Source organism: Plantactinospora endophytica, assembly GCF_016862915.1.
In the GTDB taxonomy this organism is placed as follows: domain Bacteria; phylum Actinomycetota; class Actinomycetes; order Mycobacteriales; family Micromonosporaceae; genus Plantactinospora; species Plantactinospora endophytica.
This window is the reverse complement of sequence record NZ_BONW01000039.1, coordinates 248,234-266,293: the sequence shown is the minus strand read 5'-3', so window position 1 is coordinate 266,293 and position 18,060 is coordinate 248,234. Positions and strand designations below refer to the sequence as shown.

Annotated in this window: 12 protein-coding genes and 1 pseudogene; 9 read left to right on the top strand and 4 right to left on the bottom strand. The window is 71.3% G+C overall.

What is annotated here, in order from left to right:
* Nucleotides 1–13 precede the first annotated feature (13 nt).
* A complete protein-coding gene (locus Pen02_RS32825) occupies nucleotides 14–481 on the top strand; it encodes a hypothetical protein (RefSeq protein WP_203870024.1) in 468 nt (155 codons plus the stop codon).
* 255 nt (nucleotides 482–736) lie between these two features.
* Here the strand turns inward: Pen02_RS32825 and pgm are convergent, their stop codons facing one another.
* From pgm to Pen02_RS32810, 3 genes and pseudogenes are all read right to left on the bottom strand, one after another.
* Nucleotides 737–2,383: a phosphoglucomutase (alpha-D-glucose-1,6-bisphosphate-dependent) gene (gene pgm / locus Pen02_RS32820; protein ID WP_203870023.1), complete on the bottom strand. Its 1,647-nt coding sequence runs from the start codon at nucleotides 2,381–2,383 to the stop codon at nucleotides 737–739.
* Nucleotides 2,384–2,455: 72 nt separating this feature from the next.
* Nucleotides 2,456–3,691, bottom strand: a pseudogene (gene glgC, locus Pen02_RS32815) (glucose-1-phosphate adenylyltransferase); the annotation flags it as partial.
* A gap of 193 nt (nucleotides 3,692–3,884) precedes the next feature.
* Complete coding sequence (locus Pen02_RS32810) at nucleotides 3,885–4,775, bottom strand: LysR family transcriptional regulator ArgP (protein WP_203870021.1); 891 nt, start codon at nucleotides 4,773–4,775, stop codon at nucleotides 3,885–3,887.
* 141 nt (nucleotides 4,776–4,916) lie between these two features.
* Here Pen02_RS32810 and Pen02_RS32805 point away from each other — a divergent pair, with 141 nt between their 5' ends.
* The 6 genes from Pen02_RS32805 (at nucleotide 4,917) to Pen02_RS32780 (ending at nucleotide 14,837) form a co-directional block, all read left to right on the top strand.
* On the top strand, nucleotides 4,917–5,525 hold the full coding sequence (locus tag Pen02_RS32805; RefSeq protein ID WP_203870141.1) for a LysE/ArgO family amino acid transporter: 609 nt from the start codon (nucleotides 4,917–4,919) through the stop codon (nucleotides 5,523–5,525).
* 70 nt (nucleotides 5,526–5,595) lie between these two features.
* Nucleotides 5,596–6,828 (top strand): glycogen synthase, encoded by a 1,233-nt coding sequence (gene glgA / locus Pen02_RS32800; protein WP_239141683.1) that lies wholly within the window; start codon nucleotides 5,596–5,598, stop codon nucleotides 6,826–6,828.
* Between the two features lie 197 nt (nucleotides 6,829–7,025).
* The gene (locus Pen02_RS32795) at nucleotides 7,026–9,068 is read left to right on the top strand and encodes an alpha-1,4-glucan--maltose-1-phosphate maltosyltransferase (RefSeq protein ID WP_203870019.1); all 2,043 of its coding nucleotides are present in this window, start codon (nucleotides 7,026–7,028) and stop codon (nucleotides 9,066–9,068) included.
* On the top strand, nucleotides 9,056–11,164 hold the full coding sequence (gene glgB, locus Pen02_RS32790) for a 1,4-alpha-glucan branching protein GlgB (protein WP_203870018.1): 2,109 nt from the start codon (nucleotides 9,056–9,058) through the stop codon (nucleotides 11,162–11,164). Before Pen02_RS32795 ends, glgB begins: the two co-directional genes overlap by 13 nt.
* Nucleotides 11,165–11,493: 329 nt before the next feature.
* Nucleotides 11,494–14,253 carry an HD domain-containing protein gene (locus Pen02_RS32785; RefSeq protein ID WP_203870017.1) on the top strand — a complete coding sequence of 920 codons (2,760 nt, stop codon included), beginning with the start codon at nucleotides 11,494–11,496 and terminating at the stop codon, nucleotides 14,251–14,253.
* A gap of 23 nt (nucleotides 14,254–14,276) precedes the next feature.
* Nucleotides 14,277–14,837, top strand: coding sequence for a hypothetical protein (locus tag Pen02_RS32780; protein ID WP_203870016.1), 561 nt, complete (start codon nucleotides 14,277–14,279; stop codon nucleotides 14,835–14,837).
* 32 nt (nucleotides 14,838–14,869) lie between these two features.
* Here the strand turns inward: Pen02_RS32780 and Pen02_RS32775 are convergent, their stop codons facing one another.
* Nucleotides 14,870–16,219: an MFS transporter gene (locus Pen02_RS32775; protein WP_203870015.1), complete on the bottom strand. Its 1,350-nt coding sequence runs from the start codon at nucleotides 16,217–16,219 to the stop codon at nucleotides 14,870–14,872.
* A gap of 272 nt (nucleotides 16,220–16,491) precedes the next feature.
* Here Pen02_RS32775 and Pen02_RS32770 point away from each other — a divergent pair, with 272 nt between their 5' ends.
* Nucleotides 16,492–17,007, top strand: coding sequence for a hypothetical protein (locus Pen02_RS32770; RefSeq protein WP_203870014.1), 516 nt, complete (start codon nucleotides 16,492–16,494; stop codon nucleotides 17,005–17,007).
* A 247-nt stretch (nucleotides 17,008–17,254) separates the two neighbouring features.
* Complete coding sequence (locus Pen02_RS32765) at nucleotides 17,255–18,016, top strand: cyclase family protein (protein WP_203870013.1); 762 nt, start codon at nucleotides 17,255–17,257, stop codon at nucleotides 18,014–18,016.
* The last annotated feature ends 44 nt before the right edge of the window (nucleotides 18,017–18,060 follow it).

The following is an 18,060-nucleotide window of genomic DNA, read 5'->3' as shown; positions in this document are numbered from 1 at the left end:
GTACCGTCCTGGGATGCGGCAGGACGGCTCGGAGGACTGGGCGGAGCAACGGCGGCAGGCGATCGCGGCCCGGGCACTGGCCGAGCAGCGTCGCCGGGAGGCCGAGCACGAGCAGGCGCGGGAACTCGTCGCGGCGTTCACCGCGCAGGCCCGAGAACGGGGGCTGCGGCAGACCCGGCTGAGGGCGCTCGCCTACAACGGCCGTAGCCGCTACCGCACCCGGCTCACCGGCTGGTACCTCGACCTGGCCCGGGTGCACGCGGTCGACGCCGCCGGAAACTTCTACCTGCTGACGGTGCCGACCAGCCTGCGCGCCCGGCTGACCGGGGCGACTCCCGCGCCGCAACCGCCGAAGCTGGTCGTCGGCGAGGGCGGCCCGGACGGCCAGTCGATCCCGCTGGCCGCTCTGCTGCGCAAGCGGCTCGACGCCGGTGACCGCTGGCCGGAGCCGGCTGCTTCTCCCTCCGGCGGGCCACCCTGACCTCCGGGCTCGGCCTGGCCGCCGGCCCGGGACAGATGTCGTCCGAGGGACATGCCTCTCAGGCATAGTTATGCCTCTGTGGCATCTTCCGTACTCGGACATATGCCGGCGCTGGCGGCGCTGCCGACCGAGGCACCGCCGCAGTCGAGGCGCGGCGCTCCGGCCCAGGCACCGCCGCAGTCGAGGCGCAGCGCTGCCCGCCGAAGCGGCGCCGCAGTCGAGGCGGGGCGGTGTCGGCCCAGCGGAGCGGTCCGGTCAGGCGCTCTTCAGCACGTCGGTGATCAAGGTCTGCGCCTCCTCCTGGAGCCGGCCGAGGTGGTCCGGCCCCTGGAACGACTCGGCGTAGATCTTGTAGACGTCCTCGGTGCCGGACGGACGGGCGGCGAACCACCCGGACCTCGTACTGACCTTCAGCCCGCCGATCGCCGCCCCGTTGCCCGGCGCCTCGGTCAGGGTGGCGGTGATCGGCTCGCCGGCCAGCTCGGTGGCGGTGACCTGGTCCGGGGAGAGCTTCCCCAGCACGGCCTTCTGTTCCCGGTCGGCCGGTGCGTCGATCCGGGCGTACGCCGGCTCGCCGAACCGGGACACCAGCTCGGCGTAGTGCTCGCTCGGGGTCCGGCCGGTCACCGCGATGATCTCGGCGGCCAGCAGGCAGAGCAGGATGCCGTCCTTGTCGGTGGTCCAGGTGCGGCCGTCCCGGGCCAGGAACGACGCCCCGGCGCTCTCCTCACCGCCGAAGCCGACCGAGCCGTCCAGCAGCCCCGGCACGAACCACTTGAAGCCCACCGGGACCTCCAGCAGCGTCCGGCCCAGGTCGGTGGCGACCCGGTCGATCATCGACGAGGAGACCAGGGTCTTGCCGACCGCCGCCCCGGCGGGCCAGTCGGGGCGGTTGCCGAACAGGTAGGAGATCGCCACCGCCAGGTAGTGGTTCGGGTTCATCAGGCCGGCGTCCGGAGTGACGATGCCGTGCCGGTCGGCGTCGGCGTCGTTGCCGGTCGCCACCTGGTAGTCGGACCGCCGGTCGATAAGCGAGGCCATCGCGTGCGGGGACGAGCAGTCCATCCGGATCTTGCCGTCCCAGTCCAGCGTCATGAACCGCCAGGTCGGGTCGACGAGCGGGTTCACCACGGTCAGGTCCAGGCGGTGCCGGTCGGCGATTTCGCCCCAGTACGCCACGCTCGCCCCACCGAGCGGGTCGGCGCCGATCCGCACCCCGGCGTCGCGTACCGCCGCTAGGTCGAGGGCCGACGGGAGGTCGTCGACGTACTCGGCGAGGAAGTCGTACCGGCCGGTGGTGTCGGCGGCGCGCGCCCGCGCGTACGGGATGCGTTTGACCTCGCGCAGGCCGTCGGCGAGCAGCGCGTTCGCCCGGTCCTGGATCCACCTGGTCGCGTCGGTGTCGGCCGGGCCACCGTTCGTCGGGTTGTACTTGAACCCGCCGTCCGGCGGCGGGTTGTGCGACGGCGTGATCACGATCCCGTCGGCCAGCCCGCCGCTGCGCCCAGCGTTGTGCCGCAGCACCGCGTGCGAGAGCGCCGGGGTCGGCGTGTAGCCGTCCCGGCTGTCGACCAGCACCGTCACCTCGTTGGCGGCCAGCACCTCCAGCGCGCTGACCATCGCCGGCTCGGAGAGCGCGTGCGTGTCCCGGGCCAGGAAGAGCGGCCCGTCGACGCCGTGGGCCCGCCGGTAGTCGCAGGTCGCCTGGGTGATGGCCAGGATGTGCTGCTCGTTGAAGGCGGTCCGCAGGCTCGACCCTCGGTGCCCGGAGGTGCCGAACGAGACCTGCTGCGCCGGGTCCGCCGGATCGGGCCGCTCGGCGTAGTACGCGGTGACGAGCCGGGGCACGTCCACCAGGTCCTCGGGCTGGGCGAGCTGGCCGGCGCGGGCGTGGACCGACATGTGACCTCCATCTGGCACGGGTGTGGGCAGGGGACCCGGGTGCGGCCGGATCCCGAGGTGGTCGCCGACGGGTCAGGGCTCGATGCGCTGGCCCTTGCCCACGACCACGATGCCACGGTCGGAGACCGTGTACCGCTCGCGGTCCCGGGCCAGGTCGACGCCGATCTCCGCGCCCTCCGGCACCACCACGTTCTTGTCCAGGATGGCGTTGCGGACGACGGCGTGCCGGCCGATCTCCACTCCCTCCATCACCACCGAGCCTTCCACGTGGGCCCAGGAGTGCACCCGGACATTCGGCGAGACGACCGAGTTCTCCACCAGGGCGCCCGAGACCACCACGCCCGGGGAGATCATCGACTCCACCGCCCGGCCGACCCGCTCCTCCAGCCCGTGCACGAACTTGGCCGGCGGCCACGGCGGATGGTCGGTGTAGATCGGCCACTCGTAGTTGTAGAGGTTGAAGACCGGGTGTACGGCGATCAGGTCCATGTGCGCCTCGTAGAACGAGTCGAGCGTCCCCACGTCCCGCCAGTACGCCCGGTCCCGGTCGGTGCTGCCCGGCACCTCGTTGTCCCGGAAGTCGTAGACGTTGGCCTCGCCCCGCTCGACCAGCATCGGGATGATGCTGCCGCCCATGTCGTGCTTGCTGGCCTTGTCGGCCGCGTCGGTCTCCACCGCCTCGCAGAGCACCTTGGTGCTGAAGACGTAGTTGCCCATCGACGCGTAGATCTCGTCCGGCGCGTCCGGCAGCCCCTTCGCGTCGGTCGGCTTCTCCCGGAAGGCCCGGATCCGCCGGCCGTCCCCGCCCACCTCGATCACCCCGAACTGGTCGGCGGCGGCCAGCGGCTGGCGGATGCCGGCGACCGTCACCCCGGCGCCGGAGGCGATGTGGTCGTCCAGCATCTGCCGGGGGTCCATCCGGTAGATGTGGTCGGCGCCGAACACGATGACGTAGTCCGGCTGCTCGTCGTTGATCAGGTTGAAGCTCTGGTAGATCGCGTCCGCCGAGCCGGCGAACCACCACGGCCCGCGCCGCTGCTGTGCCGGCACCGGAGTCACGTAGTTGCCGAGCAGGTTCGACATCCGCCAGGTCTTGGTGACGTGCCGGTCCAGCGAGTGCGACTTGTACTGGGTCAGCACCACGATCTTCAGGAACCCGCCATTGGCCAGGTTGGACAGCACAAAATCGATCATGCGGTACATGCCGCCGAACGGGACGGCCGGTTTGGCCCGGTCGGCGGTCAGGGGCATCAGTCGCTTGCCCTCTCCTCCGGCCAGGACAATCGCGAGGACCTTGGCTGACATGTCCCGACGGTAACGGAGTGCGCAGTCCGCCGCACGGGGCTCGTCGGCTTCGTCCCACCAAGATCTTTAACCGCCCGATTCGCCCGACTTCCCACCAACGCCGACCTGCGGTCACCGACCGCGGGCTACGAGTCGAGCGCCTCGGCCACCGAGCTGACCGCTACTGGTCGAGCGGCTCGGCCAGCGAGCCCGACCGCTACTGGTCGAGTGCCTCGGCTGCGGCGACGGCGACGGCGTCGGCGAGTACGCCGAGGAGCCGGGAGTCGAGCCGCCACTGCTGCCAGTAGAGCGGCACCTCGACCACCGCCGCCGGGTCGATCGGCACCAGGCTGCCGGCCGGGTACCGGTCGATCTGCTGGGGCGGCATCATGCCCCAGCCCAGCCCGAGCCGGATCGCCTCCGGGAAGTCGCCGGAGGACGGGATGTAACTGCGTGGCGGGTTCCAGGCGCGGCGGGACCGTCGCCGGAGGTAGCGCTCCTGTAGGTCGTCCCGGCGGTCGAAGACCACGATCGGCGCCCGGGACAGTGCCTCGACCGTCGGGCCGTCCGGCAGCCAGGTCCGGAGGAACTCGGGACTGGCCATCGGGCGGTAGCGCATCCGGCCGAGCGGGCGTACCACGCAGCCCTGGACGGGCCGGGACGCGGAGGTGACCGCCGCCATCGCCGTACCCCGGCGGAGCAGTTCGACGGAATGGTCCTGGTCCTCGCGGTACACGTCGACACAGATCCGCTCCCGGGCGGCCACCGCCAGCGCCGGCAGTACCCAGGTGTTCAGCGAGTCCCCGTTGACCACGATCGGAATTCGGCTGAACTCGGCCGGCTCGGCCGAGTCCTGCCCCAGCTCCTGTAGCGCGTCGGTGGCGAGCAGTGCGACCTGTCTGGCCAGCCGCAACACGATCTGGCCGGACGGGGTGGGCCGGGTGGGCCGGCCCCGCTCGACCAGCACCCGACCGACGGTGCTCTCCAGCGCCTTCATCCGCTGGCTGATCGCCGAGGGGGTGACGTGCAGCCGCCGGGCCGCCGCCTCGAACGACCCGTGGTCGACCACGGCGACGAAGGTACGAAGCTGCTCGAACTGGAGGTCCATGTTAAGCAAGCCTAATGAATCGTAAGAATGATTAGCTGGAGTGGTCCGCCCCGGTTGCCTAGGGTCGGGCCCGTGACTCCTGCCCCGACCACCCTTGCGACCGACTCCGTGGCTCTCGCCTCGGCCACTGCCGCCACCGACCTGCTGCCCGTACTCGTCGCCGGGTTCGGTGTCGGCCTCTCGCTGATCGTGGCGATCGGCGCCCAGAACGCGTACGTGCTCCGCCAGGGCGTACGCGCCGAGCACGTGCTGCCGATCGTGGCGATCTGCGCCGTCTCGGACGCCGTGCTGATCCTCGCCGGCATCTCCGGGATCGGGGCGGTGGTCGAACGCGCCCCGGCCGCGCTCACCGTGGTCCGTTGGGCCGGCACCGCCTTCCTCGTCGGCTACGGCCTGCTGGCCGCCCGTCGGGCGTTCGGCACCCAGAGCCTGCGGGCCGGCAACGGCGGCGGCGCCTCGACACTGCGCACCGCCGTACTCACCGTGCTGGCGATGACCTGGCTCAACCCGCACGTCTACCTGGACACCGTCCTGCTGCTCGGCTCGATCGCCAACACGCACGGCCAGTCCGGCCGCTGGTCGTTCGGCGCCGGGGCGGCGCTCGCCAGCCTCGTCTGGTTCACCGCGCTCGGGTACGGCGCCCGGCTGCTCGGCCGCGTCTTCGCCCGCCCGGTCGCCTGGCGCGTCCTCGACGCCCTGATCGCGGTCACCATGATCACCATCGGCGTCGCCCTGGTGCTGGACACCTGACCGACTGCTCGGGCAGCGGGCTGGCAGCGTCTCCGCGCGGATCATGGCGGGCTGCACTAGGGTGCCGGCTGTGAGCGAATCCGTGCCCGACGACCGGCGGCTCCGGGTCGACCTGCTGACCCGGGAGTACCCGCCGGAGGTGTACGGCGGCGCCGGGGTGCACGTCGAATACCTCGCCCGCGAACTGCGTTCCCGCGCCGACACCCGGGTGCACTGCTTCGGCGCACCCCGCCAGCCCCCGTACGCCGAGCCGGGCGTCACCGCGTACCCCGAACCGGCGGAACTGGCGCACGCGAACGCCGCGCTGCGCACCATGGGGGTGGATCTGGCGATGGCCGCCGGTACCGCCGGCACGGACGTGGTGCACAGCCACACCTGGTACGCCAACCTCGCCGGTCACGTCGCCAAGTTGCTGCACGGGGTGCCGCACGTGGTGACCGTGCACAGCCTGGAACCGCTGCGGCCGTGGAAGGCCGAGCAGCTCGGCGGCGGCTACGCGCTCTCGTCCTGGTGCGAACGGACCGCGCTGGAGGCCGCCGACGCGGTGATCGCGGTTTCCGCCGGGATGATGCGGGACCTGCTGGCCGCCTATCCGGCGGTCTCGCCGGAGCGGGTACGGGTGGTGCACAACGGCATCGACACCCACCAGTATTCTCCCGACTCCGGCACCGACGTGCTGGACCGGCTCGGCATCGACCCCGCCCGGCCCAGCGTGACGTACGTCGGCCGGATCACCCGGCAGAAGGGGCTGCCGTACCTGCTCCGGGCCGCCCGCCGACTGCCGCCCGAGGCCCAACTCGTGCTGCTGGCCGGTGCCCCGGACACGGCGGAGATCGCCGCCGAGGTGGAGGAACTCGTCACCGAACTGCGGGGCAGTCGGGAGGGCGTGGTCTGGGTGGCCGAGATGCTGCCCAAGCCCGAGGTGATCCAGATCCTCAGCCACAGCACCGTCTTCGTCTGCCCGTCCGTCTACGAGCCGATGGGCATCGTCAACCTGGAGGCGATGGCCTGCGAGACGGCGGTCGTCGCCACCGCGACCGGCGGCATCCCCGAGGTGGTCGCGGACGGCTCGACCGGGCTGCTGGTGCCGATCAGCCAGGCCGGCGACGGCACCGGTACCCCGCTCGACCCGGAGCGTTTCGTGGCCGACCTGGCCGACGCGATCACCGAACTGCTGGACGACCCGAGGCGCGCGGTCGAACTGGGGCGGGCCGGCCGGCGCCGGGCGGTCGAACACTTCTCCTGGGACACCATCGCCGCCCAGACCCTGGCCGTCTACCGCTCCACCCTCACCACCGCCTGACCCCGCCGCCCGCCCATGATCCGGAAGAGTTCGGCCTGCCAGGCCCGGCCGGAAGTCACCGGATCACGGGGCGACACCCGTGCCCGGCCGTGCCATGTCCGAGCCCGGCCGGAAGTTGCCGGATCACGGGGCGACACCCGCGCGGCCGTGACATGTCCGACGGGCGGGGGTCGATCATTCACAGTAGGTTGGGCAGGGTGAGTGGACGGATCCCGATCGAAGACGTGACGCCGTCCGTGGCGGGCGGTCGGTACCCGGCCAAGGCCGTGGTCGGTGAGCTGGTGCCGGTGAGCGCGCGGTCGTACCGGGAGGGGCACGCGGCGATGGGCTGCCAGGTCGCCTGGCGCGACCCGGACGGCGTACCCCGGCCGGTGGTCCGGATGCGGCCCGGTCCGTACTTCGACGACCGGTGGCACGCCGGCATCCGGCCGGACGCGGTGGGCGAGTGGAGCTTCACCGTGCAGGCGTTCGAGGATCCCTACCTGAGCTGGCGGGACGCCGTCGTCAAGAAGGTCGACGCCGGGCAGGGGCCGACCGAGCTGGCCAACGACCTGACCGAGGGCGCGGAACTGCTGGACCGGGCCGCCAACGGCGTACCCGAAAAGGAGCGCGACCGGGTCCGGGAGGCCGCTGCCGCGCTGCGCGACGGTGACCGGCGGCTCGCGGAGCGGGTCTCTCCCGCGCTCGACCTGGCCGACCTGCTCTGGGCGTACCCGGTCCGGACGCTGCTGACCAGCGCGCCGGAGCAGCCGATCTGGGTGGACCGGCCGAGGGCGCTCTTCTCCGCCTGGTACGAGTTCTTCCCGCGCTCCGAGGGGGCGGTGCTGGCGGGCGACGGGCAGCCGGCCCGGTCCGGGACGTTCCGCACCGCCGCCGGGCGGCTCCCCGGGGTTGCCGCGATGGGCTTCGACGTGCTCTACCTGCCGCCGATCCACCCGATCGGCCGGGTCAACCGCAAGGGCCGGAACAACACCCTGGTCGCCGGCCCGGACGACGTCGGCTCGCCGTGGGCGATCGGCGCGGCCGAGGGCGGGCACGACACGATCCACCCCGACCTGGGTACGGTCGACGACTTCCGGGCGTTCGTCGCCGCCGCCGGGGAGGTCGGGCTGGAGGTGGCGATGGACCTGGCGTTGCAGGCCGCCCCGGACCATCCGTGGGTGACCGCGCACCCGGAGTGGTTCACCACCCGGGCGGACGGGTCGATCGCGTACGCGGAGAACCCGCCGAAGAAATACCAGGACATCTACCCGGTCAACTTCGACAACGACCCGGACGGGATCCGGGCCGAGGTGCTCCGGGTGGTGCTGCACTGGGTGGGGCTGGGCGTCAGGATCTTCCGGGTGGACAACCCGCACACCAAGCCGTTCGACTTCTGGCACTGGCTGATCTGGGAGGTCAAGCGGCACGACCCGGACGTGCTGTTCCTGGCCGAGGCGTTCACCCGACCGGCGGTGATGCACGGGCTCGGCAAGATCGGCTTCACCCAGTCGTACACCTACTTCGCCTGGCGGACCAGTCCGGCGGAGCTGCGCGAATACTGCACCGAGCTGGTGGGCGCGGCCGACCACATGCGGCCGAACTTCTGGCCGAACACCCCGGACATCCTGCCCGAGCACCTCCAGCACTGCGGGCCGCCGATGTTCAAGATTCGCGCGGTCCTGGCCAGCCTGCTCTCGCCGTCCTGGGGCATCTACGCCGGCTACGAACTGTTCGAGCACGTGGCCCGGCCCGGCGCCGAGGAGTACCTCGACAACGAGAAGTTCGAGCTGCGGCCCCGGGACTGGGCGGCGGCCGAGGCGGAGGGACGGTCGCTGGCGCCGTTCCTGGCCCGGCTCAACACCATCCGGCGGGACAATCCGGCCCTGCACTGGCTGCGCAACCTGGTCTTCCACGAGATCGACAACCCGGCGCTGCTCTGCTGGTCGAAACGGGACGAGCTGACCGGCAACACGGTGCTGGTGGTCTGCTCGGTCGACCCCGGCCAGGTGCAGTGGGGCAACACGGTGCTGGACATGCCGGCGCTCGGCTTCGACTGGCACGAGCGGTTCACCGTGCACGACGAGCTGACCGGCGCCCGCTACGACTGGGGGCAGCACAACGCCGTACGGCTCGACCCGTTCCTCTCCCCCGCACACGTCTTCACGGTGCACCGGCACGGCGACTCGCCGGATGCCGACATGGAGATCGCGCGCACCGACAACGTCGCCGGACCGGAGGGCCAGGGATGGACGAGCTGATCACCGGTACGGCACACGACCCGCACGCGCTGCTCGGCGCGCATCCGGACGGCGAGCGGACGGTGATCCGTACGCTGCGCCGGGGCGCCGGCACGGTGGAGCTGCTGGTCGGCGGGGAACGCCAGCCCATGCAACGGGTGCACGACGAGGGGGTCTTCGCGGCGGCGGTGCCCGGCACGGTGCTGGACTACCGGGTGGTGGTGGACGGCGGCGAGCCGCGCGACGACCCGTACCGGTATCCGCCGACCGTCGGCGAACTCGACCTGCACCTGATCGCCGAGGGCCGGCACGAGCGGCTCTGGACGGCGCTCGGCGCCCGGCCCGCCGACGGTGGCGGGGTGGCGTTCGCGGTCTGGGCGCCGAACGCCCGGGGTGTGCGGGTGGTCGGCGACTTCACCGGCTGGGGCGCGCACGAGGGCTGGCCGATGCGCTCGCTCGGGCGCAGCGGAGTGTGGGAGATCTTCGTCCCGGAGGCGGCGGTCGGGCAGCGGTACAAGTTCCGGATCCTGTCCCGGGACGGGCAGTGGCGGGACAAGGCGGATCCGCTGGCCCGGCGTACCGAGGTGCCGCCCGCCACCGCCTCGGTGGTGGACGGGTCCGGCTACGAGTGGTCGGACGCCGACTGGCTGGCCCGGCGGGCCCGCCGGCAGCCGCACCAGGAGCCGATCAGCGTGTACGAGGTGCACCTCGGCTCGTGGCGGCCGGGCCTGTCCTACCGGGAGCTGGCCGAGCAGCTCACCGGGTACGTCCTCGACATGGGTTTCACACACGTGGAGTTCATGCCGGTGATGGAGCACCCGTTCGGCGGTTCCTGGGGCTACCAGGTGACCGGCTACTACGCCCCGACGTCCCGGTTCGGCGACCCGGACGACTTCCGCCACCTGGTCGACCGGCTGCACGCCGCCGGGATCGGGGTGCTGCTGGACTGGGTGCCGGCACACTTCCCCCGGGACGACTGGGCGCTGGCCCGGTTCGACGGCACGCCGCTCTACGAGCATCCCGACCCGCGCCGGGGCGAGCACCCGGACTGGGGCACGTACGTCTTCGACTACGGTCGTCCCGAGGTCCGCAACTTCCTGGTGGCGAACGCCCTCTACTGGTGCGAAGAGTTCCATGTGGACGGTCTGCGGGTGGACGCGGTCGCCTCGATGCTCTATCTCGACTACTCCCGCAACGACGGCGAGTGGCTGCCGAACGAGCACGGCGGTCGGGAGAACCTGGAGGCGATCGCCCTGCTCCAGGAGGTCGACGCGACCGTCTACCGGAAGCATCCGGGTGTGCTGATGGTGGCCGAGGAGTCCACCGCCTGGCCGGGGGTGACCCGGTCGACCGACTCCGGCGGGCTGGGCTTCGGCTTCAAGTGGAACATGGGCTGGATGCACGACACCCTGAACTACCTCGGCAAGGACCCGATCTACCGGCAGCACCACCACAACGAGCTGACCTTCTCCCTGGTGTACGCCTGGAGCGAGAACTACGTGCTGCCGATCAGCCACGACGAGGTGGTGCACGGCAAGGGCTCGCTGCTCGGCAGGATGCCCGGCGACCAGTGGCGCAAACTGGCCGGCGTACGGGCACTGCTGGCGTACATGTGGGCGCATCCGGGCAAGCAACTGCTCTTCATGGGCTGTGAACTCGGCGACGACCGGGAGTGGAGCGAGACCCGGGGGCTGGACTGGCACCTGCTGGACGACCCCGGCCGGGCCGGCGTGCAGCGGCTGCTCCGCGACCTCAACCGTGGCTACCGGGAGCATCCGGCGCTCTGGTCCCAGGACACCGTACCGGCCGGCTTCCGGTGGATCGTCTCGGACGACTCGGCGAACAACACCGTCGCCTTTCTCCGGATCGCCGCCGACGGGTCCCCGCTGGCCTGCGTGGCGAACTTCGCCGCGCTGCCGCACGAGGGCTACCGGATCGGGCTGCCGCTGGCCGGCCGCTGGTCCGAGATCCTGAACACCGACGCGGACTGCTACGGCGGGTCGGGGGTCGGCAACCTCGGCGCGGTCACCGCCGAGGACCAGCCGTGGCACGGGTTGCCGGCCTCGGTGGCGCTGCGGGTGCCGCCGCTCGGCGTACTCTGGCTCCGCCCCGGCTGAGCGCGGGCGAGGCGTCAGTCGGTCACACCCGGCTCGGCGCGGGCGAGGCGTCCGATTTCCGACTCGAACGTGATCCAGATCATGTCCGTCAGTACGATCCGTGGTCCAAGCGCGCCGACTGCCCGGTGTCTCGGGTCGGGCCTGCGGAACGCCTTGGCCACCCGACGGCAGTGGCGCCAGAAGGAGGAACCCGGGAAAGGCATCGTTCTGTCGGTGGTGCCGGATCGGTAGCCGGTGCAGGCCGAACCGGTTGCCCTTGTCCTCGGTACGCGCCGTTCGAGAATCGGCCGCAGCCGTCAGCGCACATGGTGTTCAGGGGAGACTTCCTCATGACCAACGCCTCGGATCAGGTGTCCTACGAGCAGTCGCCGTTGTGGCGTCGAACGCTCGGTGAGATCCCCGGGGACTGCTGGGCGACACAGCGGGCGGCCCTGCGGGCCGCGTACCAACAGTTCCGAGCGCAGGTGGCTCCGCTTGCCAACGAGATCGTGCTGTCGATGCCGATGTTCACCGACCACTCCATCGCGCACATCGACGCCCTGTGGGACACCGCGTCGATAGTCTGTGGCGACGACTATCCGCTCAATCCCGCCGAGGCGTTTGTGCTCGGCGGCGCCTTCCTGATGCACGACCTCGGAATGGGGCTGTGCGCCTATCCCGGCGGCGTGGAACAGGTGATCGCCGATCCCGCCTACCCCGGTCTCCTTGCCATCGAGACCGAGCGGTTGCAGCACCTGGAACCGGCCGCGGATTCGGCGGAGGTGGCTGCGGTCGCCCAGAAGCAGGCGCTCGTCGAACTGCTGCGGCGGCGGCATGCCGAACGAGCCCCGCAGCTACTGAGAACGCCCTTCATCGGCTCGGACGGCAGTGACAACTACCTCCTGCCCGATCTCAGTCTCCGACTCGACTACGGCAGTATGATCGGCGAAATCGCCGAGAGTCACTGGTGGGACGTCGGGCGACTGCACGAACTGGACCGGGTGCAGGGCTCCCGTCCCGACCATCCACCGGCGTGGACCGTGGACCGGCTGAAGATCGCCTGCATCCTGCGTCTGGCCGACGCCGCACACATCGACAGCCGTAGGGCGCCGAGCTACGTGCACGCGTTCCGGCGGCCCAGCGGGGTGGCCGAGGACCACTGGGTCTTCCAGGAACGTTTGACCCGTCCGCAACTGGACGACGACCGGCTCGTGTACACCTCGACCCGACGGTTCGCCGGTGCCGAGGCACCCGCCTGGTGGCTGGCCTACGAGACGATCCAGATGATCGACGGCGAGTTGCGCCGGGTCGACGCGCTCTGCGCCGACCTCAAGCGCCACCGCTTCCGTGCCCGTTCGGTCGCTGGTGCCGACGCGCCCGACCGCCTCGCCGGATACCTGCAGACCGATCGGTGGCGCCCCATCGACGCACGGATCAGGGTCACCGACGTCGACAAGGTCGTGGGCAATCTCGGCGGCGAGAAGCTGTACGGAAAGCGGCCGGACGTGGCCCTGCGGGAGTTGGTCGCCAACGCCTCCGATGCGACGCTGGCTCGATCCGCCCGGGAAGGCACACCGCCCGGCACCGTCACCGTCATCCTCGCCGAGGAGGGCGGCTCCTGGTGGCTGACGGTTGCCGACCAAGGCATCGGGATGCTGCCGGACACCATGGTATCGGCGCTGACCGACTTCGGATTCTCCCGGTGGCGGTCCGCCGACTCGCTGACCGAGTATCCGGAACTGAGCGGATTCCAGCCGACCGGTCGCTTCGGTATCGGCTTCTTCTCCACTTTTATGATCGCCGACCAGGTGAGCGTCCGTAGTCTGGCGCTGGAGGAGGCCGCACGCGACACCCACGTGCTGGAGTTCGCCAACGGTGTGTCGGTCCGACCACTGCTGCGGGCGGCCGAACGCACCGAATGGCTCCGCCAGCCCGGAACCGTGGTACGAGCCCGTCTGCGAGCGGACCCACGCTCCGCCGACGGTCTGTTCCGCACCACGAGCCAACGACTCACCTACACCGAGTGCCTGCACGCGATGGTGTTGCCGATGTGCGCGCTGGCCCGGGTACACATCGACGTGCAGGGTCCCGACGACCCGGTGCCGGTCCGCTTGGTCAACGCGGACGACTGGGTGACGATCTCGGACTCGGAACTGTTCGAACGCGTCTACCAACGCCCCGACGACAGCTACGGACACCGGCTCAGCCTTGAGGTCTACCGTCAGCGGTTCGTCGAACGGGCCGAGAAGATCCGTGACGAGCGGGGGGAGGTGATTGGCAGGGCGATGATGACCTCGATGTGGGAGGGGACCGGAGGAGCGGGATGGTGGGTGGGCTGCGAGTCGCACATCTACGTGGGTGGCCTTCAGTCCGACACTCTCCGGGAGACGATGGGCGTCTTCGTCGGCAGTCCTCTCACCGCGGACCGGCTGCGGTCGTTTCCGAACGCCAACCCCGAGCAGCTCACCGGGTGGGCCGAGTCACAGGCCGAACGAGTGAGCCGCAGTTCACGGATGGGATCGACACAGCGGCAGGTGATCGGAAACCTGGCCAGGGCGCTGGGGGCGGTGGCGCCACGACTGCCCTGTGCGCTGTCGAACGGCACGGCGCTCGACGAGGCGGGCCTGCGCGGCTGGCTGACCGGCCGCGACTGTGTCCTCCTGGTTGGCGGTGGGTTCTACGTGCACTACCGGCCGGACGACACCCCGTGGTTCGTCTCCTACGGCGGTGGCGAACTGCTGATCCCCCAGGACTGCCTGGTCGTCAGTCTCTACTCGGAGTGGCTGTATCCGGAAGAGATTCTGCCGCGCCCGAAGGACGAACGTTTCCCCGACCCAGATCCGCAGGGCACAAAGTGGAACGCTCGCGGTTGGTGGTCGGACAGTGGCAATTTCGGTTCAGTCGGCATCGTGGTCCGCACCATCGCGGAGATGTGGAACGTCGATCTCGGTGAGCTGCTCGATCTGATGGAACCGATGCACCTGGACGAGGACGGCGACGACCGGTGCCCCGTACCGCTGGTCGGGGGCGGTGCCGAGCGCATCGAGATGGTCCGGCTACAGCGTCCAGATCGCGGGTCCGCGCAGGTGACAGCGGCGGTCGGCGGATGAACCGGTCAGCTCGGTCGGTCAACTTGGGACGGCTGCCGAATTCGCGGGGCGGGGGCCTCCGACGTCGCGCCCGGCAGACCGGCGAGCGCTGGTCCCGGGAGGCGTACCAGGGCCGGGAGCCGCAGGACGACGCCGTCCAGCTCGAGTTCCACCTGGAGCGGTACCGGTACATCCTGCAACAGATCCAGGCCGCCAACGAGAACGTGCACCGTTTTCTCGGGATCTACCAGGCGCTCGCCACCACACTGGTCGGCGCGGCGTTGGCGATCTTCGTCGGCCACCGGGACTGGGGTGTGCCGCCGGCGACCGCTCGGGCCGGCATCATCGCTCTGCTGTGGCTGGTGACCGTCGTCGCCGCCTTCACCGTCCTGGTGGTGATCGTCGGCGTACTGACCTGGCTCGACTACCGCAACGAAGAGTGCCAACTGTTGTCGGACGTCCTGCACCCGGACTTCCGGGCGCCACCGACGCTGGGCAACTTCTACCGGTGGTACGAGACCTACATCGTCGCCTTCATCGTGGTGACGGTCGCCGCGATGTGGTGGTGTGCACTGGAGTTGGTCATTCCCGCCATTCAGGGGTAGGAGCCGGGTACGCCGACCTGCCGTCGTCCGGGCTACCGAGGACGGCGGGCACCGAGGCGTGGCCCGGCGGCGATCACCGCCAGCAGGCTCAGCGCGGCGAGGGCGGAGGCGACCAGGAAGACCCCGCTCGCCGAGGTGGCGGCCTCGACCGGGCCGAACAGCAGCGGCGAGGCGAACTGGCTGGCGAAGGTGGCGGTGCCGAGCAGTGCGGTCGCCTGCCCGCGCCGACCGGGCGGGGCCTGTTCGGCGACCAGCACCGTCAGGACCGGCAGGGTCAGTCCCATGCCGAATCCGAAGACGACCGGGGCGACCAGCAGCACGATCGGCGACGTGCCGAGCGCGAAGACCAGCAGCGCCACCGTCCAGGCGCCGAAGGCGAGGCGCAGCAGACCCGACCCGCCGAACCGGGCGCGGAACCAGGCGAAGCGGAGCCCGGTCAGGCTCATCACCAGGGAGAGCAGCGCGCCGAAGAGCGCGACCCGGAAGCTGTCCCGGACGCCGACCTCGGCCAGGCGCGGCGGTAGGAACACCAGTACCCCGTAGAGCAGCGCGGTGGCCATCGCCTGGAGCCCGTAGCTGCCGAGCAGTCCGGAGCGCCAGAGCGACGGTGGTTCGGGGCGGACCGGCGTACCGTGGCCGGGGACGGAGGGGGCCGACGCTTTCCGGGCGGTAGGCGGGTTCACCGGGCGCGGGAGGGAAGCCGGTCGGGTCGGGCCGGTGGTCCGTCGGCGCCGGTCGTGCTCCGATGTGGACAGTACTCGGAGGGTGACCAGGCCGAGCGGAACGCCGAGCAGGTAGACGGCGAACGGCGCCTGCCAGGAGATCGCCCCCAGGGCACCGCCGAGCAGCGGCCAGAGCACCCCGCCGAGGCTGATCGCGGTGGTGCGCCAGCCCATCATCCGGTCCCGGGCCGGCCCCTCGGCCAGGTCGAGCAGTCCGAGGGTGGTGCCGGCGAAGACGGCGGCGGCGCCGATCCCGAACACCAGTCGGCTGGCGAGCAGTGGGACGTAGTCGTCGATCAGCAGGCCGGCGCCACCGGCCAGGCCGTACAGGACGAGTCCGGCGGCGAGCGGTCCGGGTACGCCCCAGCGGTCGATCGCCCGGCCGACCAGGGGACCGACGAGGGCCAGCGACAGCCCGTGCGCGGTCAGCACCAGTCCGGCCGCGCCCGTGCTGATCCCCAGGTCCGACCGGAGCAGTTCGACCACGGGCGCCAGTACCGCCCCGGCCAGCACGGTCAGGGTGGAGGCGAGCAGGAGTACCCAGAGCGGGCCTTTCGGCGTACCGTCGCCGGACGGTCGGTCGGCGCGGCCTGGAGTGGTGGCGCGGCCCGGACCGGGGCGGTGCTGCGGGGTTCCGGTGTGCTCCGGAGTGGCGGTCATGTGACCAGGATCGGATCTCGACCTTGGTTGAGGTCAACCTCGCGGCACTCCGTCCGGCAACTGGGGTTCCGAGCGGCAGCCGAAGTTATTAAATAGACGTGTGACAATGTGTTTCGGATGGCTGACCGGGCGGGAGCACGTCCGGCCGGAGTCCGCGCGCCTGGCGCCCACCCGCCCGGTCCGTGGACCGCTCACCCCGGCACCGTGACCCGCCGCCCGGCCACCGCCACCGCAACCGTCCAGCACCGTCCGTCCGATCAGGAGTGACAGCCATGCCCCGATCGATCCGCCGCTCGGCCGTCGTCCTCGCCACCGCCCTGCTCGCGGTCGGCACCGTCCTCTCCGCCCCCGCACTGGCCGGGACCGGCGGCGACACCCGCCTCGCCCCGCAACCGTTCGCCGCCGACAGCGGCGACACCTGCCGGTACGGCGCCACCGAAGGCACCCTCGACTGGTTGCCGGTCACCGCACCCCCCGGGCTCGGCTCGGTCGACGTCACCGGCACCCTCGCCGACCGACCGTACGAGCGCGACCCCGGCCCGATCTGTGTCGACGACGGGCTGCACAGCATCGTCACCTTCTACGCCTACGGCCGGGGCACACTGATCGCCCAGGCAGCGGAGAAGGTGGACAACGACATCGTCAAGTTCACCTTCCGGCTCGGCCCCCGCCAGCCGTCGACCGGCGTCGACACCCTGGTCGTGCAGGTCTGCCGGGCCTCGGCGGTGTCGAGCCGGCCGATCGGCTACTGCGGCGTACCGCGGGTCTACTCGTCGTCGTGGCAATGACCGGCCGGGACGCCAGGACGCAGATCCGGGTCGACGAGGCACGGGTCCGGGTCGGCACGGCGGAGGCCACCGACCGGTGACGGCCCGTCCGGGGGTGGTCGCCGGTCCGTCCGCGACTCCCCCGGGCGGCCGTACGGCGTCCCGGTAACAACTCCGCGCGGCCCTGCCCGGTGGACCGCCGGGCGGGGGCGATCTCCTGACCGATCGCGCGGGTCCGGTTCACCGCAAACTCCGGTAGGTTCTCGCCATGACCGTGCTGCAAGATCTTGTTGCCGCGCTCGCCACCGGCCGGGTCGAGGTCGTGGACCTCACCGCCCCGCTCTCGGCGCAGACGCCGATCCTGAACCTCCCCGAGCCGTTCGGCCAGACCGTCCCGTTCGGACTGAGCGAGATCAGCCGGTACGACGAGCGCGGCCCGGCGTGGTACTGGAACAACTTCACCACCGGCGAGCACACCGGTACGCACTTCGACGCGCCGGTGCACTGGGTCAGCGGTCAGCACGGCGACGACGTCTCGCAGGTGCCGGCGAGCCGGCTCGTCGCCCCGGCGGTGGTACTCGACCACACCGCGGAGGCCGCCGCCGACCCCGACTTCCTGCTGGAGGTCGAACACGTCCGGGCCTGGGAGGCCGAGCACGGGCCGTTGCCGGCCGGCGGCTGGCTGCTCTACCGGACCGGCTGGGACGCGTACGGGGACGACGCGCAGCGGTACGCCAACGCGGGCCGTACCCCCGGGATCTCGCCCGCCTGCGCCAAGTGGCTGGCCGAGGAGTCCTCGGTCCAGGGGGTCGGCGTCGAGACCGTCGGCACCGACGCGGGCGGCGCGCACTCGTTCGACCCGCCGTTCCCCTGCCACTCGTTCCTGCTCGGCGCCGACAAGTACGGCCTCACCCAGCTCCGCAACCTGGCGCAGCTTCCGCCGACCGGCGCGGTGGTGGTCGCCGGGCCGCTGCCGATCGTCGGCGGCTCGGGCAGCCCGTGCCGGGTACTCGCCCTGGTCGAGCGGTAGCGGCGGGAAGTCGGGGCGGACAGGGGCGACGGGACGGGCGGGAC